General features: G+C 71.2%; 17 protein-coding genes. 8 read left to right on the top strand and 9 right to left on the bottom strand.

From position 1 onward, the window contains the following. Positions 1 to 29: 29 nt before the first annotated feature. Entirely contained in the window at positions 30 to 482 is a 453-nt protein-coding gene (locus ACFY2B_RS10045) for a protein kilB (RefSeq protein WP_390762646.1), read from the bottom strand. Between the two features lie 536 nt (positions 483 to 1018). On the opposite strand from ACFY2B_RS10045, the gene ACFY2B_RS10040 reads away from it, so the two are divergent. Next, positions 1019 to 1777 carry an XRE family transcriptional regulator gene (locus tag ACFY2B_RS10040; protein ID WP_390762645.1) on the top strand — a complete coding sequence of 253 codons (759 nt, stop codon included), beginning with the start codon at positions 1019 to 1021 and terminating at the stop codon, positions 1775 to 1777. A gap of 2 nt (positions 1778 to 1779) precedes the next feature. Continuing rightward, entirely contained in the window at positions 1780 to 2253 is a 474-nt protein-coding gene (locus ACFY2B_RS10035) for an NUDIX domain-containing protein (protein WP_390762665.1), read from the top strand. On the opposite strand, the gene ACFY2B_RS10030 is transcribed toward ACFY2B_RS10035, so the two are convergent. The 4 genes from ACFY2B_RS10030 to ACFY2B_RS10015 all read right to left on the bottom strand — a co-directional run bounded on the left by ACFY2B_RS10030 (position 2241) and on the right by ACFY2B_RS10015 (position 8079). Beyond that, the gene (locus ACFY2B_RS10030) at positions 2241 to 2807 is read right to left on the bottom strand and encodes an HD domain-containing protein (protein ID WP_390762644.1); all 567 of its coding nucleotides are present in this window, start codon (positions 2805 to 2807) and stop codon (positions 2241 to 2243) included. The genes ACFY2B_RS10035 and ACFY2B_RS10030 overlap by 13 nt on opposite strands. 1 nt (position 2808) lies before the next feature. After that, positions 2809 to 3270: a GntR family transcriptional regulator gene (locus ACFY2B_RS10025; protein ID WP_390762643.1), complete on the bottom strand. Its 462-nt coding sequence runs from the start codon at positions 3268 to 3270 to the stop codon at positions 2809 to 2811. A gap of 408 nt (positions 3271 to 3678) precedes the next feature. Continuing rightward, complete coding sequence (gene ppdK / locus ACFY2B_RS10020; protein ID WP_390762642.1) at positions 3679 to 6426, bottom strand: pyruvate, phosphate dikinase; 2748 nt, start codon at positions 6424 to 6426, stop codon at positions 3679 to 3681. A gap of 456 nt (positions 6427 to 6882) precedes the next feature. Continuing rightward, complete coding sequence (locus ACFY2B_RS10015) at positions 6883 to 8079, bottom strand: ROK family protein (RefSeq protein WP_390762641.1); 1197 nt, start codon at positions 8077 to 8079, stop codon at positions 6883 to 6885. Positions 8080 to 8199: 120 nt separating this feature from the next. Between ACFY2B_RS10015 and ACFY2B_RS10010 the strand changes: the two genes are divergently transcribed. From ACFY2B_RS10010 to ACFY2B_RS10000, 3 genes are all read left to right on the top strand, one after another. Beyond that, positions 8200 to 9711, top strand: a complete 1512-nt coding sequence (locus tag ACFY2B_RS10010) for a hypothetical protein (RefSeq protein ID WP_390762640.1) — start codon at positions 8200 to 8202, stop codon at positions 9709 to 9711. Further along, complete coding sequence (locus ACFY2B_RS10005; RefSeq protein WP_390762639.1) at positions 9711 to 11648, top strand: glycogen debranching N-terminal domain-containing protein; 1938 nt, start codon at positions 9711 to 9713, stop codon at positions 11646 to 11648. Before ACFY2B_RS10010 ends, ACFY2B_RS10005 begins: the two co-directional genes overlap by 1 nt. 179 nt (positions 11649 to 11827) lie before the next feature. Beyond that, the gene (locus ACFY2B_RS10000; protein ID WP_390762638.1) at positions 11828 to 13756 is read left to right on the top strand and encodes a CDP-alcohol phosphatidyltransferase; all 1929 of its coding nucleotides are present in this window, start codon (positions 11828 to 11830) and stop codon (positions 13754 to 13756) included. 51 nt (positions 13757 to 13807) lie between these two features. On the opposite strand, the gene ACFY2B_RS09995 is transcribed toward ACFY2B_RS10000, so the two are convergent. Together ACFY2B_RS09995 and dusB are read right to left on the bottom strand one after the other, a co-directional pair. Further along, a complete protein-coding gene (locus ACFY2B_RS09995; RefSeq protein WP_390762637.1) occupies positions 13808 to 14335 on the bottom strand; it encodes a hypothetical protein in 528 nt (175 codons plus the stop codon). 43 nt (positions 14336 to 14378) lie between these two features. Then, entirely contained in the window at positions 14379 to 15533 is a 1155-nt protein-coding gene (gene dusB / locus ACFY2B_RS09990) for a tRNA dihydrouridine synthase DusB (RefSeq protein ID WP_390762636.1), read from the bottom strand. A 131-nt stretch (positions 15534 to 15664) separates the two neighbouring features. On the opposite strand from dusB, the gene ACFY2B_RS09985 reads away from it, so the two are divergent. Further along, complete coding sequence (locus ACFY2B_RS09985; protein ID WP_390762635.1) at positions 15665 to 17116, top strand: MFS transporter; 1452 nt, start codon at positions 15665 to 15667, stop codon at positions 17114 to 17116. 275 nt (positions 17117 to 17391) lie between these two features. Next, the gene (locus ACFY2B_RS09980) at positions 17392 to 17592 is read left to right on the top strand and encodes a hypothetical protein (protein WP_390762634.1); all 201 of its coding nucleotides are present in this window, start codon (positions 17392 to 17394) and stop codon (positions 17590 to 17592) included. Between the two features lie 142 nt (positions 17593 to 17734). On the opposite strand, the gene ACFY2B_RS09975 is transcribed toward ACFY2B_RS09980, so the two are convergent. Next, the gene (locus ACFY2B_RS09975) at positions 17735 to 18331 is read right to left on the bottom strand and encodes a TetR family transcriptional regulator (RefSeq protein ID WP_390762633.1); all 597 of its coding nucleotides are present in this window, start codon (positions 18329 to 18331) and stop codon (positions 17735 to 17737) included. Positions 18332 to 18360: 29 nt separating this feature from the next. Further along, positions 18361 to 19368 (bottom strand): aldo/keto reductase, encoded by a 1008-nt coding sequence (locus ACFY2B_RS09970; RefSeq protein WP_390762632.1) that lies wholly within the window; start codon positions 19366 to 19368, stop codon positions 18361 to 18363. Between the two features lie 163 nt (positions 19369 to 19531). Between ACFY2B_RS09970 and ACFY2B_RS09965 the strand changes: the two genes are divergently transcribed. Then, on the top strand, positions 19532 to 20593 hold the full coding sequence (locus ACFY2B_RS09965; RefSeq protein WP_390762631.1) for a chitinase: 1062 nt from the start codon (positions 19532 to 19534) through the stop codon (positions 20591 to 20593). Positions 20594 to 20640: the final 47 nt, after the last annotated feature.

Here is a 20640-nt window from a genome sequence, read left to right as displayed (position 1 = left end):
CGGGGGTGCGGCCGTATGTACGGGGTGGGTCAGGGACGGGACAGGACGTGCGCCGTGCTGGCGGTCAGCGCGTCGGCCGCGGATACGGCCGCCTCGCGGCGCGATGCCAGGACCTCGGCGGACTGGGCGCCGCGCATCTCGTATGCGGCACGTACGGCCGCTTCAATGTCCGTACGGAGCTGAGGAAGCAGCACCGTCAAGGCGATCTGCGGGGCAGTGACGGCGGACCGGGTGACGTGACTCGCCTCGCGAGCGGCAGCGATATCGGCCGGGGCCGCACCGGACAGGCGCAGATCCTCGCGGACCCACATCGCACGGCGGTGATCCGCCAGAGCGGTGCTCAGCTCGGACAGGGCCGTCAGGGCCCGGTCCCGCAGCGTCTGTCGGCGCTGGGAACGGGCCACGTAGGACTGCTGGACACCGACAACACCGGCACCCAGAACGGTGCCGATGACCGCGACAACGGCGGCGGCGATCTCCATGAAACTCCCCCTTTTCGGGGCCAGACTCTCCGGCTCCCCTCAGCGCTGCTCGTACGAGACGAGCAGCGGAGGCAACCGGCCGCCGCGACAAGCACGGCGGAAGGTGAGACTCAAAGCGCGGCAGATGCCGCGGAAGGTTCTGCGGATGTCAGATCACGCAATGCCAGTCACCGCCCCGTGGGGCGGATCCGGGCAGGTCACCCAGCCCGACATGGGCGGTCGGGGTGGTGACCCGCACCCATCGACCACCCGTGTTCAGGCGGCTGGGTCGGCACACTGTTGAGTTCTCAACCAACGAACGCTTCCTTCGTACTCACCCTTGCGGGCTTCCCTCCGGGCGTTGCAGTACCTGTTTTACAGGTACTGCATGGGGTGCCGTCAAGTACACCGACGGAACCTCTTGGTTTCGCGCCGGGACTTCTTGGCGCACCATCAGAATCGCGGCAGGTCAGGGGACTTGGTCACCCCGTGCGTAGACAGCTCAGGGAGTTCTGGCTACCGTCGAGAAGTCCCTAGACGTCCCTCGGGAGGTGCAGATGTCCAACGAACGTTTACGGTCAGCCCTGTTGGCACGGAACATGACCGTCCAGAGCCTGGCTGAGGCGATCGACGTCAACCCGAAGACCATCGAACGCTGGATCACGCAGGGCAAAGTGCCGTACCGGCGCCACCAGTACGCGACGGCCGCAGTACTCAAAGTCGACGTCACGACCCTGTGGGAAGACGGCAGGACTGTCGACTCAGCAACGGACTTGACCAAAGCCGAGATCGCCACGGTGTACCCACATCGGCACACGGTGCCGTCCGGCCTGTGGCGCGAGATGTACGGCAGGGCGCAGCAGAATCTTGATGTGCTGGTCTACTCCGGGTTGTTCCTTTCGGAGGACCCCCTGTTTCACGACCTGGTCAGAGCGAAGGTGGAAGCGGGTGCGCAGGTGCGCATCCTGCTCGGAGACCCGGACTGTGCCGCCGTCCGGCAGCGCGGCATAGATGAGGGACACCAGATCATGGACGGCAAGATTCGCAACGCCTTGATGCTCTACCGCCCCCTAGTCAAGAGTCACCCTGACATCGACTTCCGGCTGCACGACTCAACTCTCTACAACTCGATCTACCGGTCCGATGACGAGATGCTCGTAAACCCCCACGTCTACGGCATCGGAGCCTTCATGGCGCCCGTGCTGCATCTGCGCCGCCTACCGGGCGGCGGGCTGTTCGACACCTATGCGAATAGCATCGATCACACCTGGGAGAACGCACGCCCGATCACAGATCGCGACATCACGGGAGCATGACCATGGGACGTATCGACTACCTGCACGAACCCGACGCACCACCGGCCAATTCGGTCGTACCGTCCGTCGTAGCGTTTGTACAGAACGACGCGGGCGAGGTGTTGATGATCCAGCGATCCGACAACGGACGCTGGGCACTCCCCGGCGGTGGGCACGACGTAGGGGAATCCATCAGTGACACCGTGGCGCGGGAGGTCTGGGAAGAGACCGGCATCAAGGCTGAAGTCGTCGACATGTCCGGGATCTATACGGACCCCGGACATGTGATGCGGTACGACGACGGCGAGGTGCGCCAGCAGTTCAGCATCTGCTTCCGCGCACGGCCGACCGGTGGTGAACTCCGGACGAGTAGCGAGACAACTCAGGTCCGTTGGGTTGCTCCCCCAGACCTGACGACGCTCGATGTGCACCCCACGATGCGGCTCCGCATCGAGCACGCCATGGACCGGACGCGCACGGCGCCCTACATCGGCTGACGCCTGGCGACAGCGACGCGTTCGAGGACGCGGGACGCGCACGCATGGATCTCGGGTTCGGCGCGGCGAATGAACTTTCCGATCAGGCTGTCGGGCCCGTACCGTCCAGCGATCTCGTTGATGCGATCGATCGGATTTGTGGGCGTGCCGTCCGGCGTGGTGTTCATGTCGCAGTAGCAGAGCGCATCGTTCAGCTCCGCGCTCTCGCGCAGAAACTCGCCCTCCAGTACCTCGCGCATGCCACGCGCTTCCGCCTCCATCCAGGCGCAGGAATGGTGAGCCACTAGGTTGATGACCCGTTTGTCGGCGTCGGCCACGTCCCGGAGATAGCGTGCGCCATCCAGCGGGTGAAAGCCTGTCTTGGCCAAGTCGGGCGCGTAGCCGATGTCATGCAGGACCGCCGCAGCCTCCAGCAGATCCGCGTCCTGGTCGAGCGCGAGGGCGATCGTGCGCGCCCTCTCAGCGACCCCGAGACAGTGTTTCCACCGTCGCGGCAGCGGCTCAGCCAACAGGGACTCAGCCAGGGGATAGGCCCATTCCGTCAACTTCGGCAAGCTACGAACGCTCCTCTCGGGTCGGCACGGCGCGGACCGTCCGCACCTTGCCCTGTCCTCCCCCCGCCAGCAGACCGGCGGTCTCCAACTTCTCCAGTGCTTTGGTCACCGTGGGACGTGAGACTCCGAATCGTTCGGCCAGCGCAGAAGCGCTTGGGAACGCTTCCCCTACTTCGAGCCTGTCAGCCATGATGACGTCCGCAATCCGCTGGTCGAGCGGGCGGCGGTCAACTCGCGCGCCAGACCGTACGACGCGCCACCGCTCACCCGGTGCCGGTTCGGCTACACCTTCTTGCCGCAGCACGGCAAACGCGCGTACGGCGACTCCACGCGAGACCTTGTGGTCGCGCATGATCTCAGCCAGAGACGGAAGCTCCGTCAGGTCCGGATCGTCCTCGATTTGCGTCTTCACCGCGTCGGCAATCTTCAGGAAGGTCCCCCGAGGGTTGGCCTGCTGCGACACTCGTTCTCCCTGTCTGTTCGATCGTCGCACGTCAAGACTCCAAGACTCCCACGATTGGTGACCGCTGCGGAGGCACCCTCGCCAACTCGGAAATGAAGGGCCCCTTCCGGAAGGTGCCGAATCAAGGCGGACCGTTGTGGTGACGGCACGTGACGGGACCCAGCCGCGCCCGGAGGGCACAACGAGGGCACAACGGCTCCACGCAGGTTCAACGGCAACCAACGCCACCAAACCCCGTTTTGCCTGGTCAGCGACGCAGCTTGACACTCTCCGCAGATCATGCACCAAGGGGCGGCACCCCCGCACAGGGTGCCGCCCCTTCTTCTGCGCACCGGAGCCGGTGCCGGGTCGGTGAGGGTCGGGGTGACCCGGGGCTGCTCCGGAGATCCGGGACGCGGCCGGGGCCGGTCAGCGGTGGTCGCTGCCCGGTGACTGGGTGGCCGCGCGGCCCGCCTCCAGGCGGGCCACCGGGATGCGGAACGGGGAGCAGGAGACGTAGTCCAGGCCCACCTCGTGGAAGAAGTGCACCGAGTCCGGGTCGCCGCCGTGCTCGCCGCAGACGCCGAGCTTCAGGCCGGGGCGGGTGGCGCGGCCGGCCCGCGCCGCGTCCGCCACCAGCCTGCCGACACCCTCCCGGTCGATGGTCTCGAACGGGCTGACCCCGAAGATGCCCTTCTCCAGGTAGGCCGTGAAGAAGGACGCCTCGACGTCGTCGCGGCTGAAGCCCCACACCGTCTGGGTGAGGTCGTTGGTGCCGAAGGAGAAGAACTCGGCCGCCTCGGCGATCTGGTCCGCGGTCAGCGCGGCGCGCGGCAGTTCGATCATGGTGCCGATCGCCAGCTTCAGCTCGGTGCCGGTCGCCTCCTGGACCTCGGCGATGACCCGGTCGGCCTCCTCGCGGACGATCTCCAGCTCCTGGACGGTGCCGACGAGCGGAATCATGATCTCGGCGCGCGGGTCGCCCTTGGCGTTCCGGCGCTCGGCCGCCGCCTCGGCGATCGCCCTGACCTGCATGGCGAACAGGCCCGGGATGACCAGCCCGAGGCGGACGCCGCGCAGGCCGAGCATCGGGTTCTGCTCGTGCAGCCGGTGCACCGCCTGGAGCAGCCGCAGTTCGTTCTCGTGCGGCTCCTGCCGGGACTCCGCCAGCGCCACGCGCACGGACAGCTCGGTGATGTCGGGCAGGAACTCGTGCAGCGGCGGGTCGAGCAGCCGGACGGTCACCGGCAGCCCGTCCATCGCCTCGAACAGCTCGACGAAGTCGTGCTTCTGGAGCGGCAGGAGCAGCTTCAGCGACTCCTCGCGCTCGGCCTCCGTGTCGGCCAGGATCAGCCGCTCCACCAGTTCGCGCCGGTCGCCGAGGAACATGTGCTCGGTGCGGCACAGGCCGATGCCCTGGGCGCCGAAGCGCCGGGCCCGCAGCGCGTCCTCGGTGTTGTCGGCGTTGGCGCGCACCCGCAGCCGGCGCTTGCGGTCGGCGAAGGCCATGATCCGGTGCACCGCCTCGACCAGTTCGTCGGCGTCGTCGGCGCCCGCGTGCATCCGGCCCTCGAAGTACTCGACCACCGGGGACGGCACCACCGGGACCTCGCCGAGGTACACCTTGCCCGTCGAGCCGTCGATGGAGAGCAGGTCGCCCTCCTCGACGACGTGCCCGCCCGGCACCGTCATCCGGCGCCGCTTGGTGTCGACCTCCAGTTCCTCCGCGCCGCAGACGCAGGTCTTGCCCATGCCGCGGGCGACCACGGCCGCGTGCGAGGTCTTGCCGCCGCGGGAGGTCAGGATGCCCTCGGCCGCGATCATCCCGTCCAGGTCGTCGGGGTTGGTCTCGCGGCGCACCAGGATGACCCTCTCGCCCGAGCGCGACCACTTGACGGCGGTGTACGAGTCGAAGACCGCCTTGCCGACCGCGGCGCCCGGCGAGGCGGCGATGCCCCGGCCGACCTGTTCGGCCTGGGCATGCTCGTCGAACCGCGGGAACATCAGCTGCGCGAGCTGGGCCCCGGTGACCCGTTGCAGCGCCTCTGTCTCGTCGATCAGGCCCTGGTCCACCAGCTGGGTGGCGATCCGGAAGGCGGCGCCCGCGGTGCGCTTGCCGACCCGGGTCTGCAGCATCCACAGCTGGCCGCGCTCGATGGTGAACTCGATGTCGCAGAGGTCCTTGTAGTGGTTCTCCAGGGTCTCCATGATCTGCATGAGCCGGCCGTACGACTTCTTGTCGATCGACTCCAGCTCGGCGAGCGGGACCGTGTTGCGGATGCCCGCGACCACGTCCTCGCCCTGCGCGTTCTGCAGGTAGTCGCCGTAGACGCCCTGGTGGCCGCCGGCCGGGTCGCGGGTGAAGGCGACGCCGGTGCCGGAGTCCGGGCCGAGGTTGCCGAAGACCATCGAGCAGATGTTGACGGCGGTGCCGAGGTCGTGCGGGATGCGTTCCTGGCGGCGGTAGAGCCTGGCCCGGTCGCCGTTCCAGGACTCGAAGACCGCCTTGACGGCGAGGTCCATCTGTTCGCGGGGGTCCTGCGGGAAGTCCCGGCCCGCCTCGGCCTTGACGATCTTCTTGAACCGGGTGACCAGTTTCTTGAGGTCGGCGGCGTCCAGTTCGGTGTCGACCGCGACCTTCTTGGCCTCCTTGGCCTTGTCCAGGGCCTCCTCGAAGTGGTCGCCGTCGATGCCGAGGACGGTCTTGCCGAACATCTGGATGAGCCGGCGGTAGGAGTCCCAGGCGAACCGTTCGTCGCCGGCCTGCTCCGCCAGGCCCTGCACGGACTTGTCGGAGAGGCCGATGTTCAGGACGGTGTCCATCATGCCGGGCATCGAGAACTTCGCCCCGGAGCGGACCGACACAAGGAGGGGGTCGTCGGCCTGTCCGAGCTTCTTGCCCATGGTCGCTTCGAGGGCTTCGAGGTGCGCACTCACCTCGTCACGCAGTGCCACCGGCTCCTCGCCACTGCCGAGGTAGACCTTGCACGCCTCGGTGGTGATGGTGAAGCCCGGGGGCACCGGCAGGCCCAGATTGGTCATCTCCGCGAGGTTCGCTCCCTTACCGCCGAGAAGGTCCCTGAGGTCCTTGTTGCCTTCGGTGAAGTCATAGACGAACTTCACGCCCTCAACACTCTTGCCCGACGCGCGTACGTGAGGATCTTTGTTTTCCGACACGGGTCTCGACTCCTTGAGGCCGTGATGGCTGCCCTGATGGCGAGGAACATACCCAGATCGAAGGCACCTGGGTACGTCCACTCGTGCGTCATGCGCCCGTAACCAGCCGTCCGCCGCTGGATCGAAAGTCAAGGATGGGTAAGCACTGGGCAGCCGACGTTTTCACTTCTTGAACGAGCCGGGGTCCACCGACCCACACGAACTGCTCAGATGAGCGACTTCCGGCACGGTTGATTTTTCTCGATGAACAATCAAGGGGTGGCACTGAGTGCCACCCCTTGGAGAAGTGCAGTCGTCCATGATCCGCTCATCTGAGCGCAACCCTTATCAAGGGTGGCGAGAATCACGCTGCCACAGCCAGCCGGATTCCACCATGCGGACGGCTCCCCGGAACCCGACCCCGAACGGAAACACCCGCGTCACACCCTGCGTCGCGCCCCGCGCCCCACCTTCGCCTCACACGCCCATCGCCAGCAGTCGCTCCTCCACCCGCTGCGGCGCGTACAGGTACTCCACGACCAGCGCACCGGCGCCGACCAGAGCGGCCCGCTCGCCCAGCCGCGAGGTGACGACGTCCAGGTGGGCGGTGGAGCGGGGCAGCGCCCGCTGGTAGAGCAGCTCCCGTACGCCGGTCAGGAACGGCGTGCCGGCCAGGTCCCCGGCGATCATCAGCACCCCGGGGTTGAGCAGCGTGACGACGGTCGCGAGCACGTCCCCGACCCGGCGGCCCGCTTCCCGGGCCAGCGCGGTCGCCTCCGGATGCCCGGCGGCCAGCAGTTCGCGCACGTCCGAGCCGGAGGCCGCGCGCACCCCGGCCTCGGTCAGCCGCCGGGCCACGGCGCCACCGCTCGCGACGGCCGCCAGACAGCCGTACGAGCCGCAGCGGCACAGCGCGTCCGTGCCCACCCGGATGTGCCCGATGTCCCCGGCGCCGCCGTCGATGCCGCGGTAGATCGAACCGCCCACCACGACCCCGGCGCCGATCCCGGTCGACACCTTGACCAGGACGAAGGCCGAGCAGTCCGGGTGTCCGGTGCGCTGTTCGCCGTACGCCATGAGGTTCGCGTCGTTGTCCACGAGCACCGGCACCGCGGGCGCCCCGGTGTGCTCGGTGAACGCGCGGGAGAGCCGGCCCCTGATGTCGTAGCCGTCCCAGCCCGGCATGATCGGCGGCTGCACCACCCGGCCGCTCACCCGGTCCACCGGCCCCGGCACGGCGATCCCTATGCCGCACACCTCCGTCGCCCGGTGCCCGGCCGCGGGCAGCAGTTCGGCGAACCAGCGGCCGAGTTCGCCGAGGACCGCCTCGGGGCCGTCCTCGACGACCAGCGCGCCCGAGCGTTCGGCGAGGAGGTCGCCGGTGAGCGTGAGGACGGCCGCGCGGGCGTGCCGGGTGTCCAGGTCGGCGGCGAGCACCACCGCGTGCGAGTCGTCGAACTCCAGGGTGATCGAGGGGCGCCCGCCGAGCGGCGAGCCGACCGGGCCGCCGGCCCCCTCGCGCAGCCAGCCCGCGCGGAACAGCCGGTCGAGGCGGTGCCCGACGGTGGCCCGGGACAGGCCGGTGGCCTGCTGGAGGGCGCCGCGCGTGGTCGCCCGCCCGCTGCGCACGAGTTCGAGCAGATCCCCCGCGCTGCCCTGGCCGCGTCCCGTCATACGCACCCCCTTGTGTTTCTTCAGCTTGCATTACATATTGGGTTTTGCGTGTTAAGTAGACGTAACCCTAAGGTACCTACAGCCGAACCAGGTCGGCCGGACGTCTTCGGGGAGCCCCGAGTGGATCGCACTGCCCAGCTCACTGCCCACCGCGCGGCGTACCAGGCGCAGCGCACAGCCCCGTACCAGGCCGTATACGATCCGCCGCCCGCGGTGGACGCTCCCCCGCCCCCGGCCGGGTCGTTGCAGGTCAGGGCGGCACGCGTGCTGGAGGACAACTGGACCGGCACGTCCACGGTGCCCTCGCCCGCCCTGTATCCGCACCAGTGGTCCTGGGACTCGGCGTTCATCGCGATCGGCCTGCGGCACGTCTCGCCGTTACGGGCCCAGACGGAGCTGGAGACACTGCTGGCCGCCCAGTGGGCGGACGGACGCGTTCCGCACATCGTCTTCAACCCCTCCGTACCGCTCGACGCCTACTTCCCGAGCCCCGACTTCTGGCGCTCCTCGACCGCGGGGCGCGCTGCGGGCGCCCCGCGCACGGTACAGACCTCCGGCATCGTGCAGCCACCGGTGCACGCGCTGGCGGCCTGGCTGGTGCACCGCGCCGACCCGGGCCTCTCGCGGGCGCGCGGCTTCCTGGCCCGGGTCTACCCGCGCCTCGCCGCCTGGCACCGCTATCTGCTGCACCGGCGGGACCTGGGCGGCGGCGGCCTCGCGTCCGTCGTGCACCCCTGGGAACAGGGCATGGACAACAGCCCCTGCTGGGACGCCCCGCTCTCCCGGGTCAGGCCCGCCCCGGCCCGCTCCTTCCGCCGCGCCGACCTCGACCACGGCGCGGCCGAGGACCGGCCGACGGATCTGGACTACGGGCGCTACGTGCGGCTCGCGACCGACTACCGCGACGGCTCCTACGCCGACGGACAGGGGCGGTTCGCGGTCGAGGACCCGGCGTTCAACGCGCTGCTCATCGCCTCCGAGCACGCGCTGGCCCGGATCGCGTGCGAGCTGGGCGCGGCCGGCACGGCGCGCCGCGCGCGCGCGGAGCGGCTGACCGCGGCCCTGGTCGAACGGCTGTGGGACCCGGCGCGCGGCATGTTCTTCTGCCGGGACCTGCGCGGGGCGGGGCTGATCCCGGAGCGCAGCGTCTCCGGGCTGGTCCCGCTCCTGCTGCCCGGCCTGCCGCCGGACATCGCGGCGGCCCTCGTGCGCACCCTCACCGGCCCGCACTTCGGCCTCGGCACGGCGACCCGGCTGGTACCGAGCTACGACCTGCTCGGCGATGCGTTCGACCCGCACCGCTACTGGCGCGGCCCGGCCTGGTTCAACACCGGCTGGCTGGTGGAGCGCGGACTGCGGGCGCACGGTGAGCCGGTACGGGCCGACGCGCTGCGGGAGGCGCTGGTGAGCACGGCCGACGGGACCGGGTTCGCCGAGTACGTCGACCCGTACACCGGCGCGGCCTGCGGCGCGCCCGGCTTCAGCTGGACGGCCGCGCTCACGCTCGACCTGCTCCACACACCCCCGACGTCCCGGCCGCGGCCGGTCATGGCGGAGTCCCGTCCCGGACAGGGTGTGTCCCCCACACGCACCGGCACGTTCGACAGGAGTGACAAGGGAGGGGACCGGTGATGACGGACCGGCAGCACCTGCTCGTGCACGGTACGACGTTCGCCGCCGTGGGTGACGGCGGCGACATCAGCGGAGTACGGGGCGGCGCCTCCCCGGACGGGTTGTTCGTCCGGGACGCGCGGCACCTCAGCCGCTGGCAGCTCACCCTCGACGGGGCGGTGCCGGAGGCGCTGGCCCCGGTCGCGGACGGGGACGGGGCGCGCTGCGTGCTCGTCCCGCGCGGCGGCCGGCAGGAGCCGCCCGCGCACACCCTCTTCCGGGAACAGGCCGTCGGCGACAGCTCGTTCGTGGAGTCGCTCCAGGTCACCAGCAACCGCCCGGTGCCCACCACGGTGCGGCTGGCGATCACCGCCGACGCCGACTTCACCGACCAGTTCGAGCTGCGCGCCGACCACCGCACGTACCACAAGGGCGGCGCGGTGCGCTCCCGGCACGTCCTCGACGACGGTGTGGAGTTCGCCTACCGGCGCGGCGAGTGGCGGTCCTGTACGACCATCACGGCGGAGCCGGCCCCGGACGGCGTCGAGGAGACCGGCACCGGCGCCCGCCGCCTGGTGTGGACCCTGGACCTCGAACCGCACGGCACGACGGACCTGGTGCTGCGGGTGATGGCCCGCCCGCACGGCGAGAAGCGCGCGCTGCGCGTCCCGCGCTCCCCGGCCGCCGTGAACGAGCAACTCCTCGCGCTGGAGGGGGAGTTCATGGCGGGCGTGGCCTTCCCGACGGGCTGGCCGGAGCTGGCGGCGGCGTGCGCCCGGGGGCTCGCCGACCTCGCCGCGCTCCAGGTGCCGGCCCGGGGACCGGACGGCGAGGAGTTACGGGTACCGGCGGGGGGCGCCCCCTGGTTCCTGACGCTGCTCGGCCGGGACGCCCTGCTGACCGCCCTGTTCGCCCTCCCCTACCGGCCCCGGCTGGCCGCCGCCACGCTCCCCGCGCTCGCCGCCACCCAGGCGACGGAGAACGGCGCGGGCCCGGTGGCCCAGCCCGGCAAGATCGTGCACGAGGTGCGGCACGGCGAGCTGGCCCACTTCGGGCAGGTGCCGTTCGCCCGCTACTACGGCGCGGTGGACGCGACGCCGCTGTTCCTCGTCCTGCTCGGCGCGTACGTCGAGCAGACCGGTGACACGGCCATGGCCGCCCGCCTTGAACCGTACGCGCGGGCGGCGATCGGCTGGATGCTGGACCACGGCGGGCTGACCTCGCGCGGCTACCTGGTCTACCGCGCCGACCGGGGCGGGCTCGCCAACCAGAACTGGAAGGACTCCCCCGGTGCCATCTGCTCGGCCGACGGCACCCGCCCGAGCGGGCCGGTGATGGCGGCGGGCGCCCAGGGGTACGCGTACGACGCGCTGCGCCGCACGGCGTGGATCGCCCGCACGGTGTGGCGGGACGAGACGTACGCGGCCCTGCTCCGCGAGGCGGCGGCCGATCTGCGCGACCGCTTCCAGCGGGACTTCTGGATGCCGGAGCGCTCCTTCCCGGCCCTCGCGCTGGACGGCGAGGGCCGGCAACTGGACGCGCTGGCCTCGGACGCCGGGCACCTGCTGTGGTCCGGGCTGCTGGACAAGGAGTACGGCGAACTGGTGGGCCGCCGGCTCCTGGAACCGGACTTCTTCTCCGGCTGGGGCGTCCGGACCCTGGCCGCCGGCCAGCCCGCCTTCCATCCGCTCTCCTACCACCGCGGCTCGGTCTGGCCGCACGACAACGCCCTGATCGCCCTGGGCCTGGCCCGCTACGGCCTGCACGACGAGGCCCGCGCGGTCGCCCACGGCCTGCTCGACGCGGCCTCGGCGACCGGGCACCGGCTGCCGGAGGTGCTCGCGGGCTACGGCCGCGACAGCCACCCGGAGCCGGTCCCCTATCCGCACGCGTGCGTACGGGAATCGCGGTCGGCGGCGGCGCCGTTGGCACTGCTCACCGCGGTGGGCGGGGTGTAGCGGGAGGTCCGGCGGGGCGTTTGCCCGGTGTTTGCCGAGCGCGGTGAACGGGCGCGGGCTGCGGGCCGTACGGGATGACGGCGGGCCGAGTGTCGCGGTCGGGCCGGGAGACTTCCGGCCCGGCCGCCGCGCGTGGCCCGCCGTCCCCAGCACGGGCCACGCGCGGAAGGACCCCCGGCTTGCCCCACCACACGAACACCCGCCGGCCGAAGACGACTGCCCCGCCGGAGGCCGATCCCGGACCGGGGACGGCCGGAACCGCTCCCGCTCCCGGCCCCGGTCCCGGGAGGAAGGGCGTCGCGGAAGGCGGGGGCGAGGACGGGACCGAAGGCCGTGGCGGGGTCGAAGGCCGTGGCGGGGTCGGTGTCGCGGGGCGGGGCGCGTCCTGGGTCCGGCGGGTCGTGGGCCTGTCCGTCGGCGGGACACGGGCCGGGCGTCGGCTCCGGGGGCTTCGGGAGTGGTGGGCGGCCCATCCGGGTGCGGGCCGCGGGCTGTCCGTCGTCCTGCACGTGCTCTCCGCCGTGCTGGTGCTCGCGGCGCTGCTGCTGCCGGACACCGTCGTCGGGCTGGGGCCGGCGCAGTTCGCGCGGATACCGGCGGAGGCGGTCGTCTGCGCGGCCCTGGTCCCGGCGCTGCCGCGCGGGCCGCGCATCGCGGTCGCCGGGCTGGCCGGACTCGTGCTGGGCGCGACGACCGTGCTGAACCTCCTCGACATGGGCTTCGGCCAGTACCTGGGCCGCCGCTTCAACCCCGTGCTCGACTGGAGCCTGCTCGCCGACGCCGAGTCGTACCTGGAGGACTCGCTCGGCCGCACCGCCACCCGCGTCGCCGCGGCCGGCGTCGCCGCGGGCGTCCTGCTGCTGTCCGTGCTGCTCGTCCTGGCCGCCGTCCGGCTGGCCGGCCTGCTCGCCCGGCACCGCCGCCGGGCCACCAGGGGCACCCTGATCGCCGCTGTCGCCTGGATCACCTGCGCCGCCTTCGGCCTGCGGATCTCCGGCGTGCCGGTCGCCACGGACCGGATCACCACGGCCGTGGGGAGCCAGGTCCGCCAGGTCGCGGACACCCTGCGGGACGAGGCGGAGTTCCGGCGGACGGCCGCGGCGGACGCGTTCGGGAACACGCCCCCCGACCAGTTGCTGACCGCCCTGCGCGGCAAGGACGTGATCTTCACGTTCGTCGAGAGCTACGGCCGCAGCGCGGTGGAGGACCCGATCACGGCGCCCGGCGTGGACCGGACCCTCGCCGCGGACACCACGGCCCTGGCCGCGGCCGGCTTCCACGCCAGGAGCGGCTGGCTGACCTCGGCGACCTACGGCGGCAGCAGCTGGCTCGGCCACTCCACCGCCCTGTCGGGCCTGTGGGTCGACAACCAGCAGCGCTACCGCACCGTGATGGCCGGCGACCACCTCAGCCTCACCAAGGCGTTCCGGAAGACCGGCGCCTGGGACACGGTCGGCATCATGCCGGGCGTGCAGAAGGGCTGGCCCGAGCAGCGCTACTACGGCCTCGACAAGGTCTACAACGCCTTCCAACTGGGCTACCGGGGGCCGAAGTTCAGCTGGTCGACGATGCCCGACCAGTACGCCCTCGAACAGTTCCAGCAGCGGGTGCACGGCAAGCACCGCGCCAAGCCGCTGATGTCGGAGATCATCCTGACCTCCAGCCACCAGCCGTGGGCGCCGATCCCGCAGCTGGTCGACTGGGACCGGCTCGGCGACGGCTCGGTCTTCGCGGGCATCGAGGCGGCGGGCAGCAGGCCGGCCGACGTCATGTCCGACACCACCAGGTCCCGCGAGGAGTACGGCAGGTCCATCCAGTACTCGGTGACCGCTCTGACCCAGTGGCTGGAGCGCTACGGCACCGACGACACCGTGCTGGTCTTCCTCGGCGACCACCAGCCCATCGCCCGGGTCAGCGGCGACCACGCCGGCCGTGACGTGCCGGTCTCGGTCGTCGCCCGGGATCCGAAGGTGCTCGCCCGGATCGCGGGCTGGGACTGGACGGCCGGGCTGCGCCCGGCGCACGACGCCCCGGTGTGGCGGATGAGCGCCTTCCGCGACCGCTTCCTGACGGCGTACGGCTCGACCCCGCATCCCAGGAGGGGATGACCGGCCGGGAACGGACGAGCGCGGCGGCACGGCGCCCGCGGATCCGGGCCCTCAGGTCGCCTCCACCGCGGCGCGCGCCGCGTCCACGAACCCTTCCAGGCGGTCCGCGTAGGTCGCCCGGGCGTCCTCGAAGCGGGCCCGTGCGCCGGGCTCGCCCCGGGACACGTGCCACAGGGACCGGCTGGCCTCGGTCGCCGCGCCCAGCACCGCCTGGGCCGCCGAGGCCGCCTGGGCCGGTCCCTCCAGGGCGACGGCCCGTACGCAGCCCATCAGGGGGTCGTACGCCTCCCGCACGGACTGCCGCAGCTCCTGGACCCGGGCCACGTAGGCGTCGCCCTCGCCGAGCTGGAACCGTGCGTCGACCACCTTCCGGTACAGCTCGCCCAGGTCATGGGCCCGGGCCATAAGCTCCAGATAGGCGGCCCGCCGCAACTCCCGTGCCCGCTCGACCCGTTCGGCCGCGGCCGACGCCTCCGCCTGTGCCCTGGCCGCCCGGATGGTGCCGCGGTTGGTCACCCAGCTCGCGAGCACGGCCGTACCGCCGGTGAGCACCGCCACCCATATCGCGCTGTCCCCCACGCCGCTCAGTGTCGGACCGGCACCGGGGGCTGTCGAGGGGGCGTCAGCCGCCCGAGGTGTCCACTTCCGCGTCCTCGGTGAGGCCCGCGCAGTCGTACGGGTCGGTCAGCCAGCCGTCCGGGAGGACCACCCGGTTGTTGCCGGACGTGCGGCCGCGGGGTCCGTCGGCGCCGGCCGGCCAGGGCTGGTCGAGGTCCAGTTCGTCCAGGCCGGAGCGGAGCTGCGCGAGGGACGAGGTGATCGCCAGGCGCCCCCGCATCTCCGAGCCGACCGCGAAGCCCTTCAGGTACCAGGCGACGTGCTTGCGGAAGTCGATCACGCCCCGCGCCTCGTCGCCCAGCCACTCGCCGAGCAGGCCCGCGTGCCGGACCATGACGTCGGCGACCTCGCGCAGGGACGGCCGCACCATGTCCTGCGTGCGCCCCTCGAAGGCGGCGACCAGGTCCGCGAACAGCCACGGCCGGCCGAGGCAGCCGCGCCCCACGACCACCCCGTCGCAACCGGTCTCGCGCACCATCCGCAGCGCGTCCTTCGCCGACCAGATGTCGCCGTTGCCGAACACCGGGATCTCCGGCACGTGCTCCTTGAGCCGGGCGATGGCCGTCCAGTCCGCCGTGCCGCCGTAGTGCTGGGCGGCGGTGCGGCCGTGCAGCGCGATGGACGTCACGCCCTCCTCGACCGCGATCCGCCCGGCGTCGAGGTAGGTGATGTGGTCGTCGTCGATGCCCTTGCGCATCTTCATCGTCACCGGCAGCGCGCCCGCGCCGGCCACGGCCTCGCGCAGGATCGCCCGCAGCAGGTTGCGCTTGTACGGGAGGGCCGAGCCGCCGCCCTTGCGGGTCACCTTGGGCACCGGGCAGCCGAAGTTCAGGTCGATGTGGTCGGCCAGGTCCTCCTCCGCGATCATGCGGACGGCCTTGCCGACGGTGGCCGGGTCCACGCCGTACAGCTGGATGGAGCGCGGCTGCTCGGCCGCGTCGAAGCGGATCAGCTGCATGGTCTTCTCGTTGCGCTCGACCAGTGCCCGGCTCGTGATCATCTCGCTCACGAACAGCCCCTTGCCGCCGCTGAACTCGCGGCACAGGGTGCGGAACGGCGCGTTGGTGATCCCGGCCATGGGGGCGAGCACGACGGGCGGGCGCACGGTGTGCGGGCCGATGCGGAGCGGGGACTCGGAGAGGGTCGACGGCGTGGGCATTGCCCCATTGTCCCGCACTCCGCCGGATGCTCCCCGCGGCCTGTGGACAACCCGCGAACGGGTGGCGCCCGCAGGATCATGCATCACTCATTAGTTAGCCGCACTATCAGTTTCGACGTACGATGGAGCCCATGCACCAGCTGAGCCCGCGCCGACGTTCGCTGATCCTCGCGATCTGCTGCATGAGCCTGCTGATCGTGAGTCTGGACAACACGATCCTGAACGTCGCCCTGCCGTCCATGCAGCGTGAACTGCACGCCACCACCTCGGGGCTGCAGTGGACCATTGACGCGTACACGCTGGTACTGGCCTCGCTGCTGATGCTCGCGGGCTCCACCGCCGACCGGATCGGCCGTAAACGGGTCTTCATGGCGGGCCTGGTGCTGTTCACCGCGGGCTCGCTGCTCTGCTCCCTCGCGCCGAACCTGGAGTCGCTGATCGCCTTCCGCATGATCCAGGCGGTCGGCGGTTCGATGCTCAACCCGGTCGCCATGTCGATCATCACCAACACCTTCACCGACCCGCGCGAGCGCGCCCGGGCCATCGGCGCCTGGGGAGCCGTGGTCGGCATATCCATGGCCGCCGGCCCCCTGGTCGGCGGCCTGCTGGTGGACTCCGTCGGCTGGCGCTCGATCTTCTGGGTCAACATCCCGGTCGGCATCGCCGCCCTGCTGCTCACCCTGCGCTACGTGCCCGAGTCCCGCGCCCCCAAGCCCCGCCGCCCCGACCCGGTCGGTCAGCTGCTGGTGATCGCGCTGTTCGGCGCGCTGACGTACGCCATCATCGAGGCGCCGAACTCGGGCGCCGCCACCGTGCTGCCCTTCGCCGCGGTCGCCGTGCTCGCCCTGGCGGCGCTGCTGCGGTACGAGCCCCGCCGCCCGGAACCCCTCATCGACCTGCGCTTCTTCAAGTCGGCACCGTTCAGCGGGGCCACCGTCATCGCGATCAGCGCCTTCGCCGCGCTGGGCGGCTTCCTGTTCCTGTCGACCCTGTACCTGCAGAGCGTGCGCGGCCTCGACGCGCTGCACGCCGGGCTGTGGATGCTGCCCATGGCGGCACCGACGTTCCTGTGCGCACCGCTGTCCGGGCGGCTGGTCGGCAGCCGGGGGCCGCGGCTGCCCCTGCTGATCGCGGGCGTCGCGATGACCACGGCCGGCGTGCTGTTCGCCGCGTTCCACGCGGAGACCTCGGACATCACCAGGTTCGCGGGCTTCGTGCTGTTCGGCATCGGCTTCGGCTTCGTGAACGCGCCGATCACCAACACCGCGGTGTCCGGCATGCCACGGGCCCAGGCGGGCGTCGCGGCGGCCGTCGCCTCCACCAGCCGGCAGCTCGGGCAGACGCTGGGAGTCGCGGTGATCGGGGCCGTGCTGGCGGCCGGTATCGGCGCCTCGGGGTTCGGGACGGCCTTCGACACGGCCGCGCGGCCGGGCTGGTGGATCCTCACGCTGTGCGGTGCCCTGGTGCTCGTCCTGGGCGCGCTGACCAGTGGCCGCTGGGCCCGCGGGACCGCCCTGCGGACGGCCGAGCGGCTGGAGACGACCGAGGTGCTGGAGGCGGTGGGCGCACCCGGGCGTTCCTAGGGTCGCAGCTCGGCGGGGTGGTGCTGACCGGGTTGCTCAGTCTGCGGCTGCCGCGGGCGGTGAGCTGAACGGGGCCCACGCGGGGCAAAGCGGCAGGACACAGCTTGGCCAACTCGCTGTGAAAGGTTTCCTGTTGATGTTGGTCTTCCTGCACACTCCTTGCTGCGTCATCGCCATCCGCTGCACCAGCCGCTGCACAAACCGCCGCACCATCCGCCGCGATATCCGCTGGGATATCCGGACCGCACTCCCCCTGGACGGACGTTGGAGACGTCATGCCGCAGATCAACACGAGCAAGGTGAGCCGTCGGGACCAGCACGGCGGGGAGCATGTGGTCAGGGTGCGGGGGACGGGGGCGCAGCGGGTGATCAGGTGTGACACCTGTGGGTGGCAGCAGCGGGCGCAGTTCCTGCCGTGGCTGAAGGCGGAGGAGCATCTGGCGGAGGTTCATGGGGCGACGGTGGATCCGGAGTAGTCCGCGCCCGGGTCCAGTCCTGGGGTTGTGGGGTATACGCCGTAGGGGCCGTGGAGTGGGGGTGAGTGCGGCTGGGATGTGGCTGGTCGCGCCGTTCCCCGCGCCCCTTCCGAAGCGGCCGGCCCCTTCCGGGGCGGGGGCGTCAGGGGGTGGGTGAGGTGAGGCCGCGTAGCAGGAGGTCGATCATCGCGGTGAACTCGCCGTCGATGCCCGGCTGCTCCCAGTCCCGTGCGTGGGCCGGGTCGTGGAAGCGGCTGGTGGCCTGGAAGACGACGCGGGCCGCCACGGCGGCATCCGGGACGGTGAAGACGCCGGCGTCGACGCCGTCCTGGACGATGCGGGTCAGCTGGGCGGTGAGTTCGTCCAGGTGCTCGCCCACCGCCGTGACGTTCTCCTTGGTCAGCACCGTGTAGGTGTCGAACAGCTCCGGATCGGCAAGGGCCTTGCGCCGCTTCGCCGCGAACAGTCCGGCCAGCCAGTCGCGCAGCCGGGACTCCGGGGCACGGTCCGCGCCGACGATGCCGGACAGCGCCTCCGAGGTGCGGTCCAGCCACCGTTTCGTCACCGCCTCCCGCAGCGCGGCCTTGGTCCGGAAGTGCCGGTACACGCTGCCGTGGCTGACGCCGAGCGCGCGGGCCACGTCCACCACGGTGGCCTTGGCCGGACCGTGGCGGCGCAGTACCTCCTCGGTCGCCGCAAGGATCCGCTCGGCGGTCAGGGTCTCGGTGGTCGGTGACATGCCCTAGACCGTACCCGGCACCGCGGCCACTACTTCGAGCCGAGGTGGGACATCTGCGCGGACGGGTAGCGGTCGCCCCGGGCCGCGTCCGCGGGGACGGCCTCCTCGATCGCGGCCAGGTCCGCCTCGGTGAGCGTGACGTCCAGCGCGCCCAGCGACTCCGCCAGCCGCTCCCGGGTGCGGGCGCCGATCAGCGGCACGATGTCCGCGCCGCGCGAGAGCACCCAGGCGATGGCGATCTGGGCGACCGTCACGCCCTTCTGCTCGGCGACCTCGCGCAGCGCCTCGACCAGGGTCAGGTTGTGCTGGAGGTTGTCGCCCTGGAAGCGGGGCGCGAAGGCCCGGAAGTCGTTCGCGGCGAGCTGCCGGTCCCGGGTGAAGTGGCCGGAGATCAGCCCGCGGGAGAGCACCCCGTACGCGGTGACGGAGATGCCCAGTTCCCGTGTGGTCGGCAGGATCTCCTCCTCGATACCGCGGGAGATCAGCGAGTACTCGAACTGGAGGTCGGAGATCGGCGCCGTGGCGGCGGCCCGGCGGATGGTCCCGGCGTCGACCTCGCTCAGGCCGATGTGGCGGACGTGCCCCTTCTCGACCAGCTCGGCGATCGCGCCGACCGTCTCCTCGATCGGCACGTTCGGGTCGAGCCGGGCGATGCGGTAGATGTCGATGTGGTCGACGCCGAGGCGGTTGAGCGAGTAGGCGGCGAAGTTCTTCACGGCGGCCGGACGGCCGTCGTGTCCGGCCCAGTTGCCGTCCGGGTCGCGCAGCGCGCCGAATTTCACACTGACCAGCGCCTGCTCGCGGCGGGCCGCGGGTGCGGTGCGCAGCGCCTCGCCGACCAGCAGTTCGTTGTGGCCCATGGCGTAGAAGTCGCCGGTGTCGAGCAGGGTGACGCCCGCTTCCAGGGCGGCGTGGACGGTGGCGATGGATTCGGCCCGGTCCGCCTCGCCGTACAGCGCGGACATGCCCATGCAGCCGAGGCCGAGGGCGTAGGTCTGGGGGCCGGTGGTTCCGAGGGTGCGGATGTGCTTCGTCATGCGTCCACCCTGACATGACAGCTGACAGATTTCAATATCTGTCAGCTGTCATCTGCCACTCTCGTCGGCGCGGATTTTGGTCCAGACCTATTGACGAGAGGTCTGGACCACGAGCACTGTCATGCCTACGACACCTCACCGCACCCCCACCGGGAGGCCCCGCATGACCCGCCGTGTCCGCCGCCGACTCCGGCTGCTCGCCGCCGCGCTGACCGCGGCCGTCCTCGTCCCGCTCTCGGTCGCCGTCGCGCCCACCGCGTCCGCGGCCGACACCTGTGCCGTCAAGTCCCGCCCGGCCGGCAAGGTCCTCCAGGGCTACTGGGAGAACTGGGACGGCTCCGCCAACGGGGTGCACCCGCCCTTCGGCTGGACCCCGATCACCGACTCCCGCATCCAGAGCCACGGCTACAACGTGATCAACGCGGCCTTCCCGGTGATCCGCTCCGACGGCACCGCGCTGTGGGAGGACGGCATGGACGCCGGCGTGAAGGTGGCCACACCGGCGGAGATGTGCGCGGCCAAGGCGGCCGGCCAGACGATCCTGCTGTCCATCGGCGGCGCGACGGCCGGCATCGACCTCAGCTCGGCCGCGGTGGCCGACCGGTTCGTGGCGACGATCGTCCCGATCTTGAAAACGTACAATTTCGACGGGATCGACATCGACATCGAGACCGGGCTGGTCGGCAGCGGCAGCATCGGCCAACTCTCCACGTCCCAGGCCAACCTGATCCGGATCATCGACGGGATCCTGGCCCAGATGCCCTCGAACTTCGGCCTGACCATGGCCCCGGAGACGGCCTACGTCACCGGTGGCAGCGTCACCTACGGCTCGATCTGGGGCGCTTACCTGCCCATCGTCAAGAAGTACGCGGACAACGGGCGCCTGTGGTGGCTCAACATGCAGTACTACAACGGCAGCATGTACGGCTGCTCGGGTGACTCCTACTCGGCGGGCACGGTGGCGGGCTTCACCGCGCAGACCGACTGCCTCAACCGGGGTCTGGTGATCCAGGGCACGACGATCAAGGTGCCCTACGACAAGCAGGTGCCCGGCCTGCCCGCCCAGTCCGGCGCGGGCGGCGGCTACATGTCACCGTCGCTGGTCTCCCAGGCGTGGCAGCACTACGGCTCCTCGCTCAAGGGTCTGATGACCTGGTCGATCAACTGGGACGGGTCGAAGAACTGGACCTTCGGCGACAACGTCAAGGCGCTTCAGGGCCGGTGAGCGGCACCAAGACGTCAGCGGCGCAGAGCCGCAGGGACGTGACGTAG

It is taken from the genome of Streptomyces sp. NPDC001270 (genome assembly GCF_042896695.1).
In the GTDB taxonomy this organism is placed as follows: Bacteria; Actinomycetota; Actinomycetes; order Streptomycetales; family Streptomycetaceae; genus Streptomyces.
This window is presented reverse-complemented; position numbering and strand designations above follow the sequence as displayed.

What these genes read in the sequence shown, in the direction of transcription:
- ACFY2B_RS10045 (WP_390762646.1), bottom strand. Translation starts at nt 482, where the DNA reads ATGGAGATCGCCGCCGCCGTTGTCGCGGTCATCGGCACCGTTCTGGGT.
- ACFY2B_RS09980 (WP_390762634.1), top strand. Translation starts at nt 17,392, where the DNA reads ATGCCGCAGATCAACACGAGCAAGGTGAGCCGTCGGGACCAGCACGGC.
- dusB (WP_390762636.1), bottom strand. Translation starts at nt 15,533, where the DNA reads ATGCCCACGCCGTCGACCCTCTCCGAGTCCCCGCTCCGCATCGGCCCG.
- ACFY2B_RS09965 (WP_390762631.1), top strand. Translation starts at nt 19,532, where the DNA reads ATGACCCGCCGTGTCCGCCGCCGACTCCGGCTGCTCGCCGCCGCGCTG.
- ACFY2B_RS09985 (WP_390762635.1), top strand. Translation starts at nt 15,665, where the DNA reads ATGCACCAGCTGAGCCCGCGCCGACGTTCGCTGATCCTCGCGATCTGC.
- ACFY2B_RS09970 (WP_390762632.1), bottom strand. Translation starts at nt 19,368, where the DNA reads ATGACGAAGCACATCCGCACCCTCGGAACCACCGGCCCCCAGACCTAC.
- ACFY2B_RS09975 (WP_390762633.1), bottom strand. Translation starts at nt 18,331, where the DNA reads ATGTCACCGACCACCGAGACCCTGACCGCCGAGCGGATCCTTGCGGCG.
- ACFY2B_RS10015 (WP_390762641.1), bottom strand. Translation starts at nt 8,079, where the DNA reads ATGACGGGACGCGGCCAGGGCAGCGCGGGGGATCTGCTCGAACTCGTG.
- ACFY2B_RS10005 (WP_390762639.1), top strand. Translation starts at nt 9,711, where the DNA reads ATGACGGACCGGCAGCACCTGCTCGTGCACGGTACGACGTTCGCCGCC.
- ACFY2B_RS10040 (WP_390762645.1), top strand. Translation starts at nt 1,019, where the DNA reads ATGTCCAACGAACGTTTACGGTCAGCCCTGTTGGCACGGAACATGACC.
- ACFY2B_RS10035 (WP_390762665.1), top strand. Translation starts at nt 1,780, where the DNA reads ATGGGACGTATCGACTACCTGCACGAACCCGACGCACCACCGGCCAAT.